Raw genomic sequence first — 19,369 nt, forward strand, 5'->3', positions numbered from 1 at the left:
GCGCGAAACTGGCACCCCTACGTTAAGGACCGACTTGATTGAAACAGACGCCCGACGCACCGCATTCCATCTACGGAGTTGAGAAATGGGGCAAAGGCCTCATCGAGGTGACGGAGCAGGGCGAAATCGGTCTGCGCAATCCATTGGCTCCCGAGGTTGGCGCGATCAGCCTGCCTGGTATTCTCAGCGATCTGGACGACCGAGGCATCAAGGCCCCGATGGTTCTGCGCGTCTCTTCCTATCTGGAACACGAGATCGCGCATCTGAACGAAAGCTTCCGCGAAGCTATCGCCCGCGTCGGTTACAGGGGCAGCTATCGCGGTGTGTTCCCGATCAAGGTGAACCAGCAGGCCCAGGTCGTCGACCGGATCGTCGAATTCGGCAAGAAGTACAACTATGGGCTCGAGGCCGGGTCCAAACCCGAACTGGTGATCGCGCTGGCACATCGGCTGGCAAGCGAAGCGCTGATCGTCTGCAACGGCGTCAAGGATGCCGAGTTCATCCAGCTGGCCATCCTGTCCCGCAAGATCGGGTTCAACACGGTGATCGTTCTTGAAAGCCCGAAAGAGGCTGACACGGTGATCGAGGTCTACAAAGAATTGGAGGTCGAACCGCTTATTGGTGTGCGGGTCAAACTGACCAACCAGATCAGCGGCAAATGGGAAGAAAGCTCGGGCGACCGCTCGGCTTTCGGTATGAACACCGATCAACTGGTGGCCACGGTGGACAAGCTGCGCGACGCGGGCCTTCTGCATTGCCTGAAGTTGCAGCACTCGCATCTGGGCTCTCAGGTGCAGGACGTCAACGACGTGCGCCGCGCGGTGGGCGAGGCCTGCCGCTATTACACCGAACTGACGCGCGAGGGCGTGCCGCTGACCCATCTGGACCTCGGCGGTGGTATGGGGGTGGACTACACGGGCGAGAAGAAGGCGGCCGAGAACTCGATCAACTACACTGTCGAGGAATACTGCGCCAACGTGGTGGAAACCGTGGCCTATGCCATGGACGAGGCCGAGGTGGACCAGCCGACGCTGGTCACCGAAAGCGGCCGCGCGGTGGTGGCGACGTCGTCGATGCTGGTGTTCAACGTGCTGGAAAGCACGCTCTATGATGCGCCCAACGGCCCCGAGGTTGAAGCCGACGATCACCACATGGTTTCAGACCTTGCCGCAGTGCACGGCTATCTCAGCAAAGACCGTCTTCAGGAATGCTGGAACGACGCCACCTTCTATCGCAACGAATTGCGCGCCCTGTTCCGCCGTGGATATGTAGACCTGCGCCAGATGGCCCGGGCCGAGCGGATCTACCTGTCGCTGATGGCCCGCCTCAAGGCGCTGGCGGCCAGTGACGATCTGGAGACCGACGTGGACGACCAGCTTGAGAAAGTGGCCGATATCTACCACTGCAACTTTTCTCTGTTCCAGTCCTTGCCAGACGTCTGGGCCATTGACCAACTGCATCCGATCGTGCCCTTGCAGGGCCTGAACCAGACACCCGACCGCCGCGCAGTCCTGTCCGACATCACCTGCGACAGCGACGGCAAGATCGACCGGTTCATCCTGGCCGACGGTGTTTCACCCAGTCTGCCGGTGCATACCCTGCCCGAAGATGATGAATATTTCATGGGCGTCTTTTTCGTCGGCGCCTATCAGGAAACGCTGGGCGATCTGCATAACCTGTTCGGCGACACCAACGTCGTCACCATCGACCTGCGCGCTGACGGAGGGTTCGACCTGCTGCACGAACAAGAGGGCGATACGATCAGCCAGGTGCTGTCCTATGTCGAATTCGACCCCACCGACTGCGTCGCCGCCTTCCGCAAAATGGTGGACGAGGCGATCTCGACCGGTACTCTGAAAGCCAAGGACCGCAAAACCCTGATGAGCGCCTATCGCGACTCGATCAACGGCTACACCTATTACGAATAGTGTTTTCGTCTAACGCTAAAGCACGCTAAGGCCCCCGGCGGCTACGCGAAAAGTCCATAAAAATAAGGGGCTTTACTTTTTCATCTGTCCGCGTTTTGTTTTCGACCTCGGAGCGAGCGGGTTAGCGGATTCCTAAATTTTCGGCCCTAGAACGGCCCTAAATGTGATAAAGGATATACAGATGAAACTGACAGAAGCGACGATAAAGAAGTCTTTGCCGGACTTGGGCCAAGGTGAATTACGGGATGACCAGATTAAGGGTCTGATCCTGCGCGGCAACAAGAACGCCGCCAGTTGGTCCTTGCGGTTTACCCATGAAGGCGAACGCCAGCGCCATACACTTGGCCGTTGGCCGGGGGTGAACCTAACGGACGCCCGGAAGGCTGCGCAACGCATCTACGGCCAGATTGCCGTGGGCCAAGCACCCGAGAAAGTTGCCCGCACACTTACGCTGGAAGAGGCACTGACCAAAGCCGAGAACGAAGGCTTTACGCATCTGAGCAATCCGCGCAATTACTTCGGAACCATGCGTAACCATCTTGGGCCGCTGCTGAAGCGTGACCTGCGCCGGATTACCAAGGCCGACATATTGGCCCAGTCCGACAAGCTGCGGAAAACCAAACAGCCGACCGCCGACCTGTTGCTGCGCGTGAGCAAGTCTGTGTTCCGGTGGTTGGCTGAACGTGGGTATTGCGAAAATATTCTGGAAGATCTGCGCGTGGCCCAAACCAACGTGCGTGACGAGTTCTTGTCGGTTGCCGAGGCCAAACAGGTTTTGGGTGTATGCCACCAGATCCCCTACCCGTTTGGTCCTGCGTTTGCTGTGCTGTTGCTTACGGCTGGTCGGCGGCAGGAAGTTTTGGCGATGCGGAAAAGCGAACTGGACCTTGAATCTGCGCTTTGGGAAATCCCTGGGTCTCGTACCAAGAACGGATTGGCGTGGCGCATCCCGCTTTCTGCCCCGGTTGTTGAACTGCTGACTGAGGCTCTGGAACTTGCGCCCGAAGGCGACTGGGTGTTTAGCACCACTGGTAAGCGGCCCTCTCTCGGCTTGGATAAGGCGCTCTCGACGTTGCGAACCCAAACCGGGCTGGCCGATCTTAAGCTACATGACTTCCGGCGCTCGTTCGCCACGGCAATGGCTGACCTTGGCTTTGAACCCGGTTCGGTTGACCGATATTTGAACCACGTCGCAGCCGCCACAAACTCGCGCCTGTCCCGCATTTACAACAAATCCGACATGCTGGTGCTGCGTCGGCGGATGGCGGACCAGTGGGCCGAAATACTTGCTGAACCGGAAAAAGCCTAGATACGCTGGGGGGAGTTTACGGACGCTAATTTAACCGCTACCGTTGGCGGTACACCGACGAAGCCCACGGCGGTGCATAAAGGATTACAGGGTTGGCGCTTAGACAGTACGCCAATCACCCCGCCCCCAGCGGATACTGGGGTGGCCTGTAAGACTGAAAAAATATGAAACCATCCGAATGGACTGAAACCGAACACCCAAAGTGGTGTGAATCGCGGCATGCTGTCGAGTTTGTGTCGGCCAGATACCGACCCGTCGGCGCTCGATATTTTGACAGGTATGAAGGGACCGTGAAGTTCCGTGGCAACCGCCGCATGTTCCTAGTCTCTGACCTGATTGACCATTTCGCCCGTGAAGAACTGGAAATGACAGACGTCGCCGCCGACCATGAAGCTTTGGTGCGCAATGGCCGCAAAGGTGGTCGGCCTGCCTCTGTCGCCCGGAGGCAGTCGGCATGAGCGAACCCCAGTTTGCCAACCCTCGCGACAAGCTCCGGTGGGTGATGGAACGCAACAGGCGCGAACGTGAAGGTTTGCCCCCGCCGACGGTGGAGGAAGTCGAAGTGGACGCGGAAACCAAACGCAGGCGCGACAAGGAATGGGCCGACCGCCCACGCCGACCCGGCGACAACGCTGTGTGGGACCCCGGTTTCTTTACGAAATCCGGAAACTGGATCCCCGGCAGATGGTTCCAGCAAGGGACGCGTTAGTGGAACTAGCTTTTCGCGCTATACACGTTAAAGTTGTAGGACCCCCGCTGGGTCAAGCAGGGGTCCAATAATCCGGGTGAGAGCGCCCGGTGAAGCCAACAAGGAATGTGAAACTTGATGACTCTCCGTAACATAGCCTCGAAAATCCTTACGAAAAAGGGTTTTCTAGCCTGTGGTAAGCAGGGATACAGGACTCAAAGGATTAAAGCCCCATACAGAAACGGGAGGCCCGATGCTCTCGGAACCTCCCATATGACCGATAACCAATCGGGGCATGTAATCAACTTTAGGTTTAGCGTATCCAGCTATCCAAGTAAAGCCCCGGACCCAGATTCAGGGGGGCGAAAATGCCGCAACCGAACAACCAGTACGAACAAATCGCGTGGCAAGCAGAGACCCGCGAAGTTCGTCCACTAGAAGATTTCCCACAGAACCTGCTGCCGCCCAGTCGGTTGCTCAGTGGCCTAAAGGTGGAGGCCGCTTACCCGTACACCGAGCCGGGAAACTCGCGGGTGGTGGGCTACCAGCTACGGTACAAGGACCGCGACGGCCAGAAACGGTTCGCTCCGTTTCGGGTGGTGGACGGCAAACAGACTTTCGACGTCGCGTTGCCGCACAAGGAGCTTATCTACGGGTGGGACCGGGTAAACTTCGCCGAAGGCAAGGTAATGGCCGCTGGATACAAGAAGGCCGAGTTCCCGCCGATTATCTGCGAAGGTGAGAAAGACGCCGATAGCCTGCGCACCCACCTGCCGCACGATATTATTCTAACCAACCTAAACGGAGCCAACGCAAACCTGCAAGCACCGTGGGCGATGCTGCTGCCGCTGTTTATAGAGAAGGAAGTAATACTCTGGTACGACCACGATCCGGCTGGCGATGCAGCAGGCAACCGGATGCTGGACTGGCTGGTGGAAAACGGTGTGCCGCTAAACAAGATATGGCGTGTGGAAATCCCCACAGAGGAAGAGCACTGGGCGCTGGTTAAGGACGCCACAGATTTCGTTGAAGATTGGCTTCCGCTTAAAGACGAAATGCCGCTGGCCGAACGCATAGATCTGTTTATAAACGGCTTCCGTCTCGGCGAACGATACGACCGAACCCCAGTAGACGACGAACCTGCCGTAGAATACGTGCGAGGGGCCGACGATATGCGGGCTGCTATTAATCGGGCGGGGGAAATGTCGCTTACCTGTAAGGCAAGCATCCGCGAACAGATTATTAACGAGATGGCCACCCGGTTCGGCATCGGCACCCGAGCGATAGGGTCGGACGTTAAGCAAGCCACAGACCGGATTAAACGCCAGCGCAACGAGGCCCGGCAACGTAACTCCGAACGCACCTTAGGCCAGCTGCGGCAAACCACGTCTATCTTGGTTCCCGGTGAATGGGATACAAACGCAGCGACTTTCCTGCGGGAAAACACCCAAGACGATTTCTTTCTCGTCCGCACCTACCAGCAGGAAGTTTACCACCACACCCACGCTGGCTGGTTGCCTATCGGCAAACCGGACTGGGTCGCTAAACTGCGTAAGTGGCTACAACAGGCCAAATGGGCACGGATTGCGAACGATGGCTCGCTGCTGCTGGACGATTGCCACCCCGAAAGCCTAGACGTGGAAAAGCTGGACTGGCAGTTGCGCGGCGAAACGATTGTAGATAGCGACGAGCAAATCCCGGTCTGGTCGGACGGGTCTATGCCCGAAGATTGGGCGGACCAGAAGGACCATATCGCGCTGCTTAACGACTGCGCTCTTAATATGGTTACGGGCGAAACCGTGCCCCGCAATCCCGGTCTGTTCTCGCCTTTCCAAGTAGACGCGGAGTGGGAACCCGACGCACCCGAGCCAACCGAGTTTCTTGCGTTCCTGCGGTCTGTGTTTACCGAAGATACCGAAGACCAGATAACGTTACTGCAAGAGGTAATGGGCTATGCGCTTTCCACAAATACATCGCTACAGAAAGCTGCCTATATCCGTGGCCCTGCGCGGTCTGGTAAAGGCACAATCGGCGGCATCCTGGGTCGGTTTCTGGCCAAGCGCACAACCAGCACCACTGCACGTAAACTGGCTGGCGGGTTCGGCGACCAGAACGTGCTGGATAAGCGGCTGGTGCTTATCGGCGATATGCGCATCGGCCGGAACACCCCGATGGAAGATTTGGCCGAGTTCCTGCTAACCGTTATCGGCGGCGACCACTCCAGTATTGCCCGCAAGTGGAAAGAAAACTGGGAAGGCATCCTAAAGGTGTTTTTCCTAATTCTGTCCAACCAGCGTTTTGTCGGGCGCGATACCAGCGGCGTGCTGGCCACCCGGTTCGTGTATCTCGTTACAAACCAGTCGTTCTTGGGCAAGGAAGATTTGGACCTCGAAGAACGGCTTTGGCAAAACGAGCGCAACGCGATATTCCGGTGGGCCGTGGAAGGCTATCGCCGGGTGGCTGCGCAGCGCGGCTTTACTTATTCCGAAACGCACAAGGCCGAACTGGCGCAGACAACGATGCGGATGCGTCCTGTTTCCACGTTCGTGGAACAATGCTGCGAGTTCGGGAACGACAAGAAGATTGTCGGGCAAACGCTGCTGGATGCCTACGAAATGTGGGCCGAAAACAACAGTGGGCCGGAACTGGATATTCGGACCTTTGGGCAAATCGTAACGCAGGAGTTCCCTGACACTGTAAGCAAGTCGGCAAGGCACCACGGAAAGGTTAAAAAGGTCCGTTACGGGATGGACCTAAAACCCGGCTGGACGGAAGCAGCACTGGGGTCGGTGGACGAAGATATAGAGCAGAACATCCATGAACAGGTCCAAACGAGCGAGGGTCCGAGGCAAAATAAGGACCTTCCGTTCTAAAACACCACGAAAACGAAACCGAGTAACGGACGTAACGGGGTCTACTTATCGCGTACGAGAAAACGTAAAATCCGAGACGATATGTATAATAAATTTCCGTAAAGGGAATATACGACTACCGATACGCCCGTTACTCCGTTACGCGACCGTTACGCTCTGGTTGTGCTTGCTCTTGCCGCGGGTAAGAAGCTCCGTCGCTATCCGACGAAGACCGACGGAACCAGAACGAAAGCGACGGCAACAGATTGTTGTGCCTTACAGCCAAGCCAACGCCTAAGCCCAGCGCAGTAAACCCCGCGCGGAGTTACCGGGGCGCTGAGGCCAAAACCCAAACATGTTTGCCCCTAGCGCGCCCCTACCCGCGTTTTTACTTTTCGTGCTGATTTTTAACGAATTTTACCCCACGCATCCCCATAGTCCCGCACCCACGCGCATGCGCCCGGGAGAACGCGCAGAGAGGCCGTTAAGGGGTTTCCGCGCGGCCCTACTACCCGGCACCTGTTTCGGCGCTGCTCGGGCCGTTTTAGGCGGGGTATTTTGTTGCAGCAATTTTCGGGGTTATGCTTCCGGCATTACTCAACTTAAAGGAGAGTTCCTGAGATGTCTGGTAACACACGCGCCGACAATGTTGCGCAGCCCGATTACGTCGAAGTCCCGATGGATTTGCCCCAGTCGCAGGTGGATACATGGTACACCGTGACCCGAGGCTTACCCCGAGGCCATTTTGAACCGCACCACGTGCCTTTGCTGCGTCGCTATTGCCAGTTGGTCCACATGATGAACGAACTGACCAATTGGGAAAATGAGGTGATGGCGGAACACGGTATCGACGGGATGTTTTACGTTACAGGCAGCGGCCAGCACAAGAACCGCCCACAGGTGGACCGGGCTGCTGCTGTTACCACCGAACTAATTAAGCTGGCGACCAAACTACAGATCTTGCCGAGTTACAGCCAAGCCACCGCCACCAGACGCGCCGAAGCCGCACAGGACCGAGCTTTAGACAGCGATGGTGAGGATTTGTTGTACAATAGAAAACGGCATTGACGTAGAAAAGCTGTTTTTCTTCACGCTCTGGCAGCCGGAATCTGCACAAAGCGGACAAAGGGTGTGTTCGACGAATCGCAGTTTTCGGGGAGAGGGGGCGTGCACAAGCCGTGATTTCTGCTGAGAGGAATTGCGGCGACAAATGATAAATAAAGCGCAAGTCTGTCTTATTGGTTGGATCTTTTGTAAATATTTACCTCTTGATATTAGATGTGTTGCTTGGTACGCTAATGGCGCCACAACAGAGGAGGTCGTTATGCGCAGAATAGACGTAGAAACCAGCATATTTGCCTTGATTTGGGCGCTACGTGAGAGCGGAGAAGAGTCTGAAAATGATATACTATTTAGAGTCTTATCAGAATTTAAGTCGATCAAGGACTCCGAGGCGCAAAGCTTAAGGGCAGAGTCGGAAGAAACACAACTGAGCTCGGAGTCCACCCAGCAACCAACCGGCTCTTTTGAGTCGTTAGAGGTAAAAAGCTCCAAAAAGATTCAAGGTCAAACATTTGAGAGGGAGAGGCCAATGGGAAAGATTCGCTGGGTAGATGACGTGTTTGAAGCAATCCGGAAACTCGGAGGCAGAGCGACTCTGCATTCGATCTACCGGGAAGTGGAGAATATCCGCCGGGACGCTGGGCGGTCAGTTCCTAAGACGCTGGACGCAACTATAAGGCGGACGCTCGAAGATCACTCGTCTGACTCAGCCAACTATCGTGGGACTGACCTTTTCGCTAATACTGGACGCGGTGAATGGGAGATTCGGCAGGATCGTCGCGCCTAGTGCACATGCATTGCTGCCCGCGAGGGCTTACCCCCACAGAAGCAGTAGTTAGCTACGACGCCCTTAGCGTCTCTGGAAAACACACTACGGACCTTCGCTACATGCCGCCCGACGGCTGCTTCCAGTCAGCTGGCAAAGCCAGTGGTTTTCGCCGGTTATTTTGCGCGGAATGATCGAACGATAGGAGATTGAAGTAACGCACCGCGTTGGCAGCGACGAATCCGACTTGAACCGAATCACCTTGCCATGTAGACGGGTTGGTCCGCAAAGGAGGTAATCATCTATGTTTCAAGCCGTAAAGTCCTCTGGCACCCCGTTCATCGCAATCGGAATGCGGAAATTTGACACGAACGGTCTGGATGAAGCCATCAAGCAGTCGCGCGAAGCGAGTGAGAGCTACGATCCCGTTTCTCAAACCTCAAATATCCCGCTCAGCGCTGGTACGGCACGTACTTACTCAGACACCTATAGCGGGATGTTCAAGTCGTCTGACGACGACAAAGCTTCTGACACCTAAAATTGATTCTGATTGTCACAAATCGTGTAGATTCACACGCCGATCACTTCATAAGGTATGCGAAAGGGCGGAACACCGACGTGTTCCGCCTCAACACTGAGGACTTGCTTGTTGACTACAAACTATCTGTCACTTTGGACGAACTCACCGGGTTTGGTGGTTATATTGAAAACAGCGTAGGACGTGTTCTCGATCTGAGTGTACCCATTGTCGCTTGGTACAGAAAGCCGAGCATAGATTTTCGAAGTGCTGGACATGAAGCAAAATTCGATGAACTGATCAACGCAGAAGCTAGGGCCTTTCTGGAGGTTCTATACACATCACCGAAAATTAGATGGTTCATTGATCCTCTCAAAGCACGAAATGCCAAGAGCAAGATGCAACAATTGGTGTTCGCCTCTTCTAGAGGAATTCGGATACCACGCACGAATATCACAAACCAAGAAGACTGTGCGCAAGACTTTGCCTCAGAAAATGAAAGTGGAACTATAACAAAAGCGATCTATACCGCCAACGTTGATATAGAGGGAGTAAACGCTGCGATCCCAACCCAAAGAGTTGACGAAAATGTATCTCAGCCATTTCGACAAGTTAGCCTTTGCCCAACTAAGCTGCAGGCGGAAATCAAGAAATCCTACGAGGTTAGGGTAACGGTGGTTGCGGACAGAGTTTTTGCAGCCAAGATAGATAGTCAGAATGATGAGAGAACGGAGGTTGATTGGCGGCCTTTTGCTCATCTGTGCCGGCATGAAGAAATTGTCCTACCACGTGAAATTAGTGTTTTTTGCGTCGATTTGCTCAAGAAGTTTTCTCTCAATTATGGAGCCATTGATTTTATCGTGGATAGCGATGAGAATTATGTTTTTTTGGAAATAAACCCCTTCGGTCAATACCTTTGGATCGAAAATGAAACGGGCTTACCTATCACAAGGGCGATCTTCGATCAGCTGACAAAAGTTCAGGCTACGTAGCGTCGACCCGTGATAGACTAGTTCGTGGCCCTTTTCCCACCATCCATAGAACGGTCTTTTTTGTCACTGACAAACTTTTGGCCAGAACCGTTATGAAATCTTGTGTCACAAACCTTTGGCGAACTCGATTTGGTTTTGTCATATATTTGGTTCTGGGTTCAAAACTGGACACTCGCCACGCTGCAGAAGCCTGGTACGACTTGGCTCCAGGCGATCATCTATCCTGTTTCATAGGAAAACTGCTTGGCGACCAAACCGGAAATTGAATTAACCGCCTTGGAAATAGAACAATTGGCGTTCGAGGCAGGCGCTATGACACTAATGCCTGCCCCGAACTTGCCGGTCCCACCCGGCCATCCTTCCTGAGTAAGGAAGCTCAATACCGTGACCCCCAATACGCATGAGGTGTACGTTCATAGGCTCGCTGCTCAGCCTCGCGCCGAGCCTTGGCACTGCGCTTGGCTTCGACTTCGGCCGCGATGCGCTTTGCCTTGGCGATGATTTCTGAGCGAGACTTGCGACGCTTGGGTTTGGCGACCGACTTGCCGCAACTGCGGGCATAGTCGCGTTCGGCTGCGTTGGTGACGCTGTCCTTGGCCCACTTGGGCAGGCCCAGGAATTCATCCGGCGTGAAGACCTTGTAGATAAGGTTCGTGATCGCCATGCGTTTGGTGTGCGTGTTCATCTTACCACCCCACTGCTGTGATGTACGCTGCACGCTGTACGATGTTGCCCCAGCTAATCGGCAGCACGTACCTGAGAGCTGTGGCGTTCATCTGGAACACCGACCGCACTTCGCTTGGCGGCGTTGTTCCGGCTGCGTCGCTGATATGGATGCTACCTGCGTCCGTCACACCGTCCGTTTCTACCATCGTCGGCGCTACACCGTCATCGTTTGCCATGACCAAGGTGGCCGAGGCAGAAGTGTCGGTGATAGGCATGTCGCCCGACAACACGAGCGTGTCGGCGTCGATGACGTACACAATGTCTTCCGGGCAGTTGACCGAGGCCACGAACGGGACGCCCCAAAGCTGTCCGGCTGCGATATCTTCGCGGAACACGAAGTTGTTGCCCCCGTCCTTCAGCATTTGCAGCCCCAACAACCGAACCGGGTTGACGATAAGCACAGGCGTCCGCGCCTTGGCTGTCAGCATCGAGCCGATAAGGAATTTCAGGTCTGTCAGAACATTGTCTAAGCTGCCGCCTGCCGATGCTTGGTTTGGCGCACCGTTGAAGGGCGAACCGGGTTCGATGGCCGCTACAAGCGTCTTGGCCGGGTCGAGGAAATAACGGTCCAAGAAGTCGCTTGTGTCTTCGATGACGCTTTCCCTGATAACCGTTTGGATGTTTGGCCGGGATGTTTCGGCGAGTTCATTCGTGAAAGTGCTGATGACCGCTGCTTTGTAGGCGTACAGCGTACTGGAACCGAAACTGCCGGACTTAACAGCAATTGTGTTCCCTTCGCCCACAAACCCGGCATGAATGTCGCGGGTTGGCGACTTAACCGGAATGGTGATTGAGCGGTTGCGCCCAAACTCCTGAACTCTTGCTCTTGGGGCCAGTGCGCCAATGACGGAGTTTGCGGCCATATCGACAAACAGGTCCAGCACGTCAGACTCAACCAACTCAGCTGCCCAACCCGCTGCGGTCGTGGTTGCTGGCCCGGTAGCGGATTTCTCGAGCATGCCTTTTACCGCCTTACGTGAGGCACGGTTCTCGTTACCGGGCAACAGTTCCAGCAGCGATGCGTTGTAGTCTTTGTTGGCCGCGACTCGCAGGAATTCCGCCCCAACCGACGCAACGACCAATTCCATAGGCCGCAGTTTCTTCTGCTCCTGCTTCGGCTCCGCTGGCGGTTTGATTTCCGCTTTGACGTTGACCTTTACCGGACGTTCTTCCAGAGCTTCGATGCGCCCCACAATACCGGGCAGTTGTTTAACCACCTCCGGCGCTTCCTCCAGCGTTTTCTCGGCGTCGTCCACCGCGATTTCGTAAGCACGCTTTTGCAGGTACGAGTTGCCCTGCTTTTCGAAGGCGGGATTGTGCAGTTCGCCCTCAACCAGTTTTGTCTTAGGCATCGTTGCCCTCCTTCATGAATGATGGTTGCAGAGATTTCAGTTCGTCGCGCAGCGCAGCGTTGTCGTCTCGGAGGGACGCGATTTCGTCGCGCAGTTCGGTAATTTCGAAGCTGCGCTCCTGCTGCTGTTCTTCGAGTTCGGTCATGCGCCGGGTTAATGGGGCCACGACCTTGCGCACCATTTCACCCGTGCGTTCGATTGACCGCCTCAGTTCGCCTTTGGTCGCGCTGACCTCGTCTTGCTGGGTGGGTTTGAACGGGTTCTTGGACTTTGCCCCGGTGATCAATTGGAATGGCTTTGTCATGCCGCGTCATCCCCCAATAGCGTGTCGATTTCGTCGTCGGTGACTTCGGGTGTTTCCTGTGCTGGTGGGGGTTCGCTGGCCTCGGGTGCTTCCCAGTCGAGCGGCACCATTTGCTGCTGAACCCTCGGCATGTCGCCGCCTTCCACCGCCTCTAGGCCAAACTGTCGCCGTGCCTCGTTGGGTGCGTGTATACCTTTGGTAACGCTGTCGCCCAGCGCCTTAACCATGCCTGCGAAGTCGGTGCGCATTAGGACGTCGGTATCAAACCAGATGTGGCTTTCGCCTGTGCGATCTAAGCCAAAGAACCGATTCATTGAGTTCTCTACATGCGAGATAAAGAATCCCAGCCCGGTAGAAAGCCAGAAGCCCATAAGGACCGAGACGTTGTTGAAGGTGCTGTTTTCTGCGTTGCCGATAATCTGTGGCGGAATACCAAACACCCTTGCGATATCGTCGTTGGTCGCCTTCCACGCGCCGATTAGTTCGGCGTCCACGGCTGACAGTGAGATTTGTTCCCACTTGAGGCCATTGGCAAGGATCGGGACGCCACCAGAGTTAAGACCCTTGGCCTGTTCTTCCCATGCCTCTCGCAATTGGTTCATCTGGTCTTTGGTGAGGTTGAGTTCGGTAGACAGAACACCGGACGGTCGGCTCATGTTCGTGGTGAACCCGGCGAAGTGCGACGCGATTGCGTTGTTCGCCATTACCGATTGCGCCGCTGATTGGATGGGCGATACGCCCAGCAGTGGGTCTGCTCCGGTGGCAAGCCGCGCGTGGCCTACATACCGCTGGGGTATCATTACCGACCCTTCGATGCTGGCGAGATTGGCCGCTTCGCCGCCTGTGGCGTAAAACAGTTCGACGTCGCTATCGGAACGCAATAGCCGGGGCATCGTGCTCCGTGAATCCAGCAGGTAGATGTTTTCGTGGTCGCGTTGCGTGCTGCCGTCGCCGAACCAGTATGCGTTGCCGTCGAACAGCAACTGCCGCACAAGGTTGAGTTTGAAGTCGCTGGCGGTCTGGTATGGGTTCGGTCGCCGCATTACGACTGAAGGCCCAGACCGATTAAGGATCTCCCTCGACCCGTCCGGCAGGTCACGCACGTGATACCACGGTAGAGAGGCGATAGTCCGCGCCGTGGTGCTTACACACGCCTCTACGGTCGCTCCGCCCGTGGCATTACTCGGTGCCGTGTAACCCTGCTGGAACCAATTTATGGGCCAGGTGGATGGGATACTCGGACCAGCAACCAGACCACCACTTGCCAGACCTTTGCGCAATCCGGTGTAACCAGCTTTGATGCGTTGGCCGAGTGTGGGTTGTTCGCTCATTTTGCGCCCCTTTTTAGGCTGCGTTGGTTTACGGGCATTTACGTCCGTTTCCGTCGCACCAAGGATACGCCTTATTTTACAGGTCCCAAAGCGTAAAAACGCTCCAAGTCTCTGGTTTTATTGGAAAAATTCGGCTGAAAGGGTTTTACTTTGGTAAAGTAAACCCTATCTAGAGGCTGCAACGAACAAACCGTGAACAACTTACAGGAGCACAGACATGGACGTTAGCACGACCGCACGGGTGATCTATTTGGCCCTTGCTGATTACGAGGCGATACCAGAGGCCGAGCGCCCCAGCCGTAAGGCGTTTGTTGCTGAGCGGTTCGCCGACAGTTTCCTTGGGTACGATGACGACTTTGCCGCCGCATGTTTCCTGCGCGACGAGGGTCGGTTTGAACGGTCGCGGGGTTTGTCACACACCGAGTTGCGGTGGGCCATTGACCACTGGTACCGGGAGTGGGTTGCTCTTATCGGGCCGGAGAACATGACGTTCTGACCTTGGCTTGCCCAACCTGGATGTTGGCGGTATTGTAGAATCGTAGGCCGATGTTGGGTAGTCGGGTGACTATTTGACTAAATATGGGGAACATTGTAGTATTCTGCGTAACGCAGTGATCTGTGTAACCCTTTGATTCGCTCCCTTTATGGGGGCGTTTTTCGTTTCTGGGCCTGCGTTTTAATCACACAACAAAATGAGGTTCCGCGTGGATCCAATCTTATTGATTGTGATCGACGTTGTGATCGCTTTGGCTGTCGGTATCGCTATTTCGGAATACCGTCGCTGGCGTGATCGCAACGATCGTCGCTAACCCTGATCTGAGTTGACGCCTCCGCCCGAGGCCAACTCACGCACCCTTTTGTTAAAGGCGATTCAGGGCGTGGGAGAGGTGTGCCTTGTCGAAACTTCAACCGTGTGATTGCCATGCCTTCCCAAACCCTTGGCGCTCTGATACGGTCGGCAGACTACAGGACCCACAGGATTACAGGTGAACACTTAAATCTCATGAGGTCCGTAATGGAACTAATCACTAAAATAGATACTCGCCGCGAAATCGTAACCTTCTGCTATGAGGGTGTTTCGCTTTCCGTCAACCGCAAAGCGTACGAAAGCGACCCTTACCACGTTATTCTTCATTGGGTCTGCGATAACTTTGACGAGGATGGAGAAGGCTGGTTGACGAACGTTATACAGACGACCTGCAAGCAGGTGTTTGACAACTGGGGCTATATCCTTGGTCGTTTCTAGACGCATCCATCAAAGGGCGAGCTTGCGGGTTCGCCCTTTTCGCTGGTTAGTGCAGAAATATTATTTCTGATTGGCCCATGGTTCCGGCCCTGATAAATGGGGCCAAACGACCCTAAACCCGTTATCGGCCCTAGAGCGGCCCTACAGAAAAACAAAACCCGCAAGTAATTGTTATCCAATATGGAAATAGAGCGGGAATAGTTATTACGAATAACCCCCTGTGAGAGGAGATTACCCCCATGGGTTCACTTAGTGGCAAAACACTGGTTGTCGGCGCGGGCGGCGTATCCCACGCCGCCGTGCACAAGATGGCGATGAATTCGGACATCTACACCGAAATCACACTGGCCAGCCGGACCAAGTCGAAATGCGACGCCATCGCCAAATCGGTGAAAGAGCGCGTGGGCGTTGACATCGCCACCGCCGAGCTTGACGCCTACAAGGTCGAAGACACGGTCAAGCTGATCAAGGAAACAGGCGCGGAAATCCTGGTGAACCTGGCCCTGCCCTATCAGGACCTGGTGCTGATGGACGCCTGCCTCGAGGCCGGGTGCCACTATCTCGACACTGCAAACTACGAGCCCGAGGACGAGGCCAAGTTCGAATATCACTGGCAATGGGCCTATCAGGGCAGGTTCAAACAGGCCGGCCTGACCGCGATCCTCGGCTCGGGCTTCGATCCGGGTGTTACATCCGTCTTCGCCAAGTGGCTCAAGAAACACAAGCTGGACACGATCCGCCAGATCGACGTTCTGGACGCCAATGGCGGCCAGAACGATCAGGAATTCGCCACCAATTTCAACCCGGAAATCAACCTGCGCGAAGTCCTGGCCGAAGTGCGCCACTGGGAGAACGGCGAATGGAAGCACTCTCCCGCCATGACCCACAAGGTCGAGTTCGACTTCCCCGCCATCGGCCCCAAGAACATGTACCTGATGTATCACGAGGAACTGGAATCGCTCAGCACCCATTTCCCCGAGATCGAGCGCGCCCGCTTCTGGATGACATTCGGCGATGCCTACATCACCCATGCCAAAGTGCTGGAAAACGTCGGCATGACCCGCATCGACCCGGTGATGCATGACGGCAAGGAAATCATCCCGATTCAGTTTTTGAAAACCCTGCTGCCCGATCCCGGCGATCTGGGCGCCGAAACCAAGGGCAAGGCCTGCATCGGCGACATCGCCACGGGTCAGGCCAAGGACGGCTCGGGCGAGAAAACCTATTACATCTACAACATCTGCGACCACGAAGAATGCTATCGCGAGGTCGGCAGCCAGGCCGTCAGCTACACCACCGGCGTCCCCGCGATGATCGGCGCGGCACAAGTGCTGAAAGGCAACTGGCGCGAACCGGGCGTGTGGAACATGGAACAGCTCGACCCGGACGATTTCATGGACATGCTGAACACCCACGGCCTTCCCTGGCAGGTCCACGAACTCGACGGGCCCGTCGACTTCTGATCCCTCGGGGCGGTCCGCGCGACCGCCCTGCTTCATCTGGCTGAAAATATCCCGGGGGGTCCGGGGGGCAGGCCCCCCCGGGGCTTTTCACAATCGGAGACGCCCGAAATGTCCGACATGATGACCACACAGGCCGGAGACGCCGGCGCCTTCCGCCACTTCGACCTGACACGCGTGCCGTCACCCTGCTTCGTCGTCGACGAAAAGGCGGTGGAGCGAAATCTGGCGGTTCTGGCCGATATCGGTGAGCGCTCTGGCGCGCATGTCCTGTCGGCGCTCAAGGCCTTCTCGATGTTCGCTCTGGCCCCTCTAGTGCGACAGTATCTCGGCGGCACTTGCGCAAGCGGCATCTACGAGGCCCGGCTGGGCCGCGAGGAATATGGCGGCGAGGTCGCGACCTACTGCGCGGGCTACAAGGACGCCGACATCGACGAAATCCTTGCGCTGTCGGATCACATCATCTTCAACAGCCCCGGGCAGAAAGACCACTTTCTTGCCAAGGCACAAGCCGCGGGGCGGCAGGTCGGGCTGCGCATCAACCCCGAGCATTCAGAAGGCGAGGTCGCGAAATACGACCCCTGCGCACCGTGTTCACGCCTCGGCACCCCGGTCAGCCAGCTGGACGCTAAGGCGCTGGAGGGCGTGGATGGCCTCCACATGCACACGCTCTGCGAACAGGGGTTCGAGCCTCTGGCGCGCACCTGGGCCGCTGTCGAACCAAAACTCGCCCCCTTCCTGAACGGCCTGAAATGGCTCAATTTCGGCGGCGGCCACCACATCACCCGCAGCGACTATGACCGCGACGGGCTGGTGGACTTCATCAAGGCCATTCGCGCCCAATACGGCGGCGAGGTCTATCTGGAACCCGGCGAGGCGGTGGCGCTGGATGCGGGCATCCTGGTGGGCGAAATCCTCGACCTGCCGCACAACGGCATGGATCTGGCGATCACCGATATCTCGGCCACCTGCCACATGCCCGACGTGATCGAGGCCCCCTATCGCCCCGCCCTGATGGACGAGGCCGAAACCGGCCACACCTATCGTCTGGGCGGCCCATCGTGCCTGGCGGGCGACGTGATCGGCGACTACACTTGGGCCGAGCCGCTAAAAATCGGGCAGCGCTTTGCCTTCCTCGATCAGGCGCATTACTCGATGGTCAAGACCAACACGTTCAACGGCGTGCCCCTGCCCACCATCGCCCTGTGGAACAGCGAAACCGACAACCTGAAAATCATCAGGCAATTCGGCTACGACGACTTCAAAGAGAGGCTTTCATGAGCATTTTCCTCGACAGCGAACTGACCGAGGCCGAACGCAGCGAAGACGCCCGGTTTCGTGTGATCCCGGTGCCGCTGGAACGCACCGTATCCTACGGGTCCGGAACCGCCAAAGGCCCCGAAGCGATCATCGCGGCCAGCAATGAACTCGAACGCATCACCGGCCACGCCGAACCCTGCGTCGAAGGCATCTTTACCGAAGCCCCGCTGGATTGCGACGGCCCGCTGCCGGACGTCATGGAGCGCCTCGCCCAGCGCACCGAGGCCGCCATCCGCGCCGGCAAGGTGCCGGTCACGCTGGGTGGTGAACACTCGCTCAGCTACGGTGCGGTCATGGGCGTGGCCCGCGCCCTGGGTCAGCCCGTCGGTATCGTGCAGATCGACGCCCATGCCGATCTGCGCAACGCCTATCAGGGCGAAAAACACTCGCACGCCTCGGTGATGCATCTGCTGGCCGAGGAAGGTATCCCACTGGCCCAGTTCGGCGTGCGCGCCTTTTCCACCGAGGAAGCAAAAAGCCGTCTGAGGAACCGCGTCTTCCACGTGGATGCCGAAGAGTTGGTCACCGACAACATCCATGCCGTCGACCTGCCCGAGGATTTCCCCGAACTGGTCTATGTCAGCTTTGACGTTGATGGGCTGGACCCAGCGCAGATGCCCGCGACCGGCACGCCAGTTCCGGGCGGGCTGGGATACTATCAGGCGCTTCGCCTCGTCGAACACGCCCTGAAGGGCCGCCGCTGCGTCGGCTTCGACGTGGTCGAACTGGCCCCCGACGGCAATGCCGCCTGGGATTTCACCGCGGCGCAGATCGTCTATCGCCTGATGGCAAGCTGCTGATCAGGCAGGCGGGCCGGGCTGGCCCGCCTGATCCGGTTCCTAGCCGGTTTTGCCGTCATCGGCGGTTTCGTTCAGCTCCATATGGCCTTCGCCCCTGCTCAGAACGCGGCGCAGCATAGGTTCGAAGAACTCCAGCGGTTTGGTCGGATAATTCGGGTCGAACGCCTTCTGATCGTATTCATGGCAGAAATAGCGACAATCTTCCCAATAAGGACTGTCGCGATATTTGTCGCGCGCGTTGCGGTCGCCGCCCAGATGGTGGTTGTAGTAATATCCCTGAAACACGCAATGATGCTTGAGAATCCAATACGTCTTTTCGCTGACGTAAGGCTTCATCATCGCCGCTGACAGCTCTCCGTGATTGTAGGGTGACAGGATATCGCCGGTATCGTGGATCAGCGCCGCCACCACCAGTTCCTCATCCGCACCGTCCTCGTAAGCACGTGTCGCGGCTTGCAGGCTGTGCTGGTAGCGGTTCACCGGATAGGGCGTCCATTCTTCGTCCAACGAGCGGATGGCATCGAGGATGCGGTCTGGCAGGGCCGCATTATACGCCTCTTCGTACTCCATCACGGCGTCCCAGTCGGCCTTGGTGGCTGTCTCGAAACTGGTCCAGGTGGGTTTGTGGCTTTTGTCCAGCATGGCTGATCCTTTAGCATATGTCCTGAGCGAAAGCGTAGTTCGAAACCAAGCTCCAAAAAAATGAATTGATTTTA

Annotated in this window: 19 protein-coding genes; 14 read left to right on the forward strand and 5 right to left on the reverse strand. The window is 56.5% G+C overall.

Going from position 1 to position 19,369, the window contains the following annotated elements; genetic code table 11:
- The first annotated feature begins 38 nt into the window (after positions 1 to 38).
- The 9 genes from speA (at position 39) to GS614_RS06530 (ending at position 10,114) form a co-directional block, all read left to right on the forward strand.
- Positions 39 to 1,928, forward strand: coding sequence for a biosynthetic arginine decarboxylase (gene speA, locus GS614_RS06490; RefSeq protein WP_171725764.1), 1,890 nt, complete (start codon positions 39 to 41; stop codon positions 1,926 to 1,928).
- Positions 1,929 to 2,109: 181 nt separating this feature from the next.
- Positions 2,110 to 3,237: a site-specific integrase gene (locus tag GS614_RS06495; RefSeq protein ID WP_171725765.1), complete on the forward strand. Its 1,128-nt coding sequence runs from the start codon at positions 2,110 to 2,112 to the stop codon at positions 3,235 to 3,237.
- Positions 3,238 to 3,527: 290 nt separating this feature from the next.
- The gene (locus GS614_RS06500; RefSeq protein WP_216601095.1) at positions 3,528 to 3,695 is read left to right on the forward strand and encodes a hypothetical protein; all 168 of its coding nucleotides are present in this window, start codon (positions 3,528 to 3,530) and stop codon (positions 3,693 to 3,695) included.
- The gene (locus tag GS614_RS06505) at positions 3,692 to 3,946 is read left to right on the forward strand and encodes a hypothetical protein (protein ID WP_171725767.1); all 255 of its coding nucleotides are present in this window, start codon (positions 3,692 to 3,694) and stop codon (positions 3,944 to 3,946) included. The genes GS614_RS06500 and GS614_RS06505 overlap by 4 nt, the downstream gene beginning before the upstream one ends.
- 347 nt (positions 3,947 to 4,293) lie before the next feature.
- On the forward strand, positions 4,294 to 6,798 hold the full coding sequence (locus GS614_RS06510) for a DUF5906 domain-containing protein (protein ID WP_171725768.1): 2,505 nt from the start codon (positions 4,294 to 4,296) through the stop codon (positions 6,796 to 6,798).
- A 600-nt stretch (positions 6,799 to 7,398) separates the two neighbouring features.
- Positions 7,399 to 7,845, forward strand: coding sequence for a hypothetical protein (locus tag GS614_RS06515; RefSeq protein WP_171725769.1), 447 nt, complete (start codon positions 7,399 to 7,401; stop codon positions 7,843 to 7,845).
- A gap of 256 nt (positions 7,846 to 8,101) precedes the next feature.
- On the forward strand, positions 8,102 to 8,626 hold the full coding sequence (locus GS614_RS06520) for a hypothetical protein (RefSeq protein WP_171725770.1): 525 nt from the start codon (positions 8,102 to 8,104) through the stop codon (positions 8,624 to 8,626).
- Between the two features lie 283 nt (positions 8,627 to 8,909).
- Positions 8,910 to 9,143, forward strand: a complete 234-nt coding sequence (locus tag GS614_RS06525; RefSeq protein WP_171725771.1) for a hypothetical protein — start codon at positions 8,910 to 8,912, stop codon at positions 9,141 to 9,143.
- 80 nt (positions 9,144 to 9,223) lie between these two features.
- Entirely contained in the window at positions 9,224 to 10,114 is an 891-nt protein-coding gene (locus GS614_RS06530; protein ID WP_171725772.1) for a hypothetical protein, read from the forward strand.
- A 376-nt stretch (positions 10,115 to 10,490) separates the two neighbouring features.
- On the opposite strand, the gene GS614_RS06535 is transcribed toward GS614_RS06530, so the two are convergent.
- The 4 genes from GS614_RS06535 to GS614_RS06550 are packed head-to-tail and all read right to left on the reverse strand — an operon-like array spanning position 10,491 to position 13,827.
- Positions 10,491 to 10,799, reverse strand: a complete 309-nt coding sequence (locus GS614_RS06535; protein WP_171725773.1) for a hypothetical protein — start codon at positions 10,797 to 10,799, stop codon at positions 10,491 to 10,493.
- A 1-nt stretch (position 10,800) separates the two neighbouring features.
- Positions 10,801 to 12,192 carry a phage major capsid protein gene (locus GS614_RS06540; RefSeq protein WP_171725774.1) on the reverse strand — a complete coding sequence of 464 codons (1,392 nt, stop codon included), beginning with the start codon at positions 12,190 to 12,192 and terminating at the stop codon, positions 10,801 to 10,803.
- A complete protein-coding gene (locus GS614_RS06545; RefSeq protein ID WP_171725775.1) occupies positions 12,185 to 12,496 on the reverse strand; it encodes a hypothetical protein in 312 nt (103 codons plus the stop codon). Before GS614_RS06545 ends, GS614_RS06540 begins: the two co-directional genes overlap by 8 nt.
- Positions 12,493 to 13,827 (reverse strand): phage portal protein, encoded by a 1,335-nt coding sequence (locus GS614_RS06550; RefSeq protein ID WP_171725776.1) that lies wholly within the window; start codon positions 13,825 to 13,827, stop codon positions 12,493 to 12,495. The genes GS614_RS06545 and GS614_RS06550 overlap by 4 nt, the downstream gene beginning before the upstream one ends.
- 217 nt (positions 13,828 to 14,044) lie before the next feature.
- Here GS614_RS06550 and GS614_RS06555 point away from each other — a divergent pair, with 217 nt between their 5' ends.
- The 5 genes from GS614_RS06555 to speB all read left to right on the forward strand — a co-directional run bounded on the left by GS614_RS06555 (position 14,045) and on the right by speB (position 18,653).
- Positions 14,045 to 14,323 carry a hypothetical protein gene (locus tag GS614_RS06555; RefSeq protein ID WP_171725777.1) on the forward strand — a complete coding sequence of 93 codons (279 nt, stop codon included), beginning with the start codon at positions 14,045 to 14,047 and terminating at the stop codon, positions 14,321 to 14,323.
- A gap of 519 nt (positions 14,324 to 14,842) precedes the next feature.
- A complete protein-coding gene (locus tag GS614_RS06560) occupies positions 14,843 to 15,073 on the forward strand; it encodes a hypothetical protein (RefSeq protein WP_171725778.1) in 231 nt (76 codons plus the stop codon).
- Between the two features lie 239 nt (positions 15,074 to 15,312).
- Complete coding sequence (locus tag GS614_RS06565) at positions 15,313 to 16,536, forward strand: saccharopine dehydrogenase family protein (protein WP_171725779.1); 1,224 nt, start codon at positions 15,313 to 15,315, stop codon at positions 16,534 to 16,536.
- Positions 16,537 to 16,644: 108 nt separating this feature from the next.
- Entirely contained in the window at positions 16,645 to 17,814 is a 1,170-nt protein-coding gene (gene nspC, locus GS614_RS06570) for a carboxynorspermidine decarboxylase (protein WP_171725780.1), read from the forward strand.
- Positions 17,811 to 18,653, forward strand: a complete 843-nt coding sequence (gene speB, locus GS614_RS06575) for an agmatinase (protein WP_171725781.1) — start codon at positions 17,811 to 17,813, stop codon at positions 18,651 to 18,653. The genes nspC and speB overlap by 4 nt, the downstream gene beginning before the upstream one ends.
- Positions 18,654 to 18,692: 39 nt before the next feature.
- Here the strand turns inward: speB and GS614_RS06580 are convergent, their stop codons facing one another.
- On the reverse strand, positions 18,693 to 19,295 hold the full coding sequence (locus GS614_RS06580; RefSeq protein WP_171363862.1) for an HD domain-containing protein: 603 nt from the start codon (positions 19,293 to 19,295) through the stop codon (positions 18,693 to 18,695).
- Positions 19,296 to 19,369: the final 74 nt, after the last annotated feature.

It is taken from the genome of Ruegeria sp. HKCCD6604 (genome assembly GCF_013110635.1).
Taxonomy (GTDB): domain Bacteria; phylum Pseudomonadota; class Alphaproteobacteria; order Rhodobacterales; family Rhodobacteraceae; genus Ruegeria.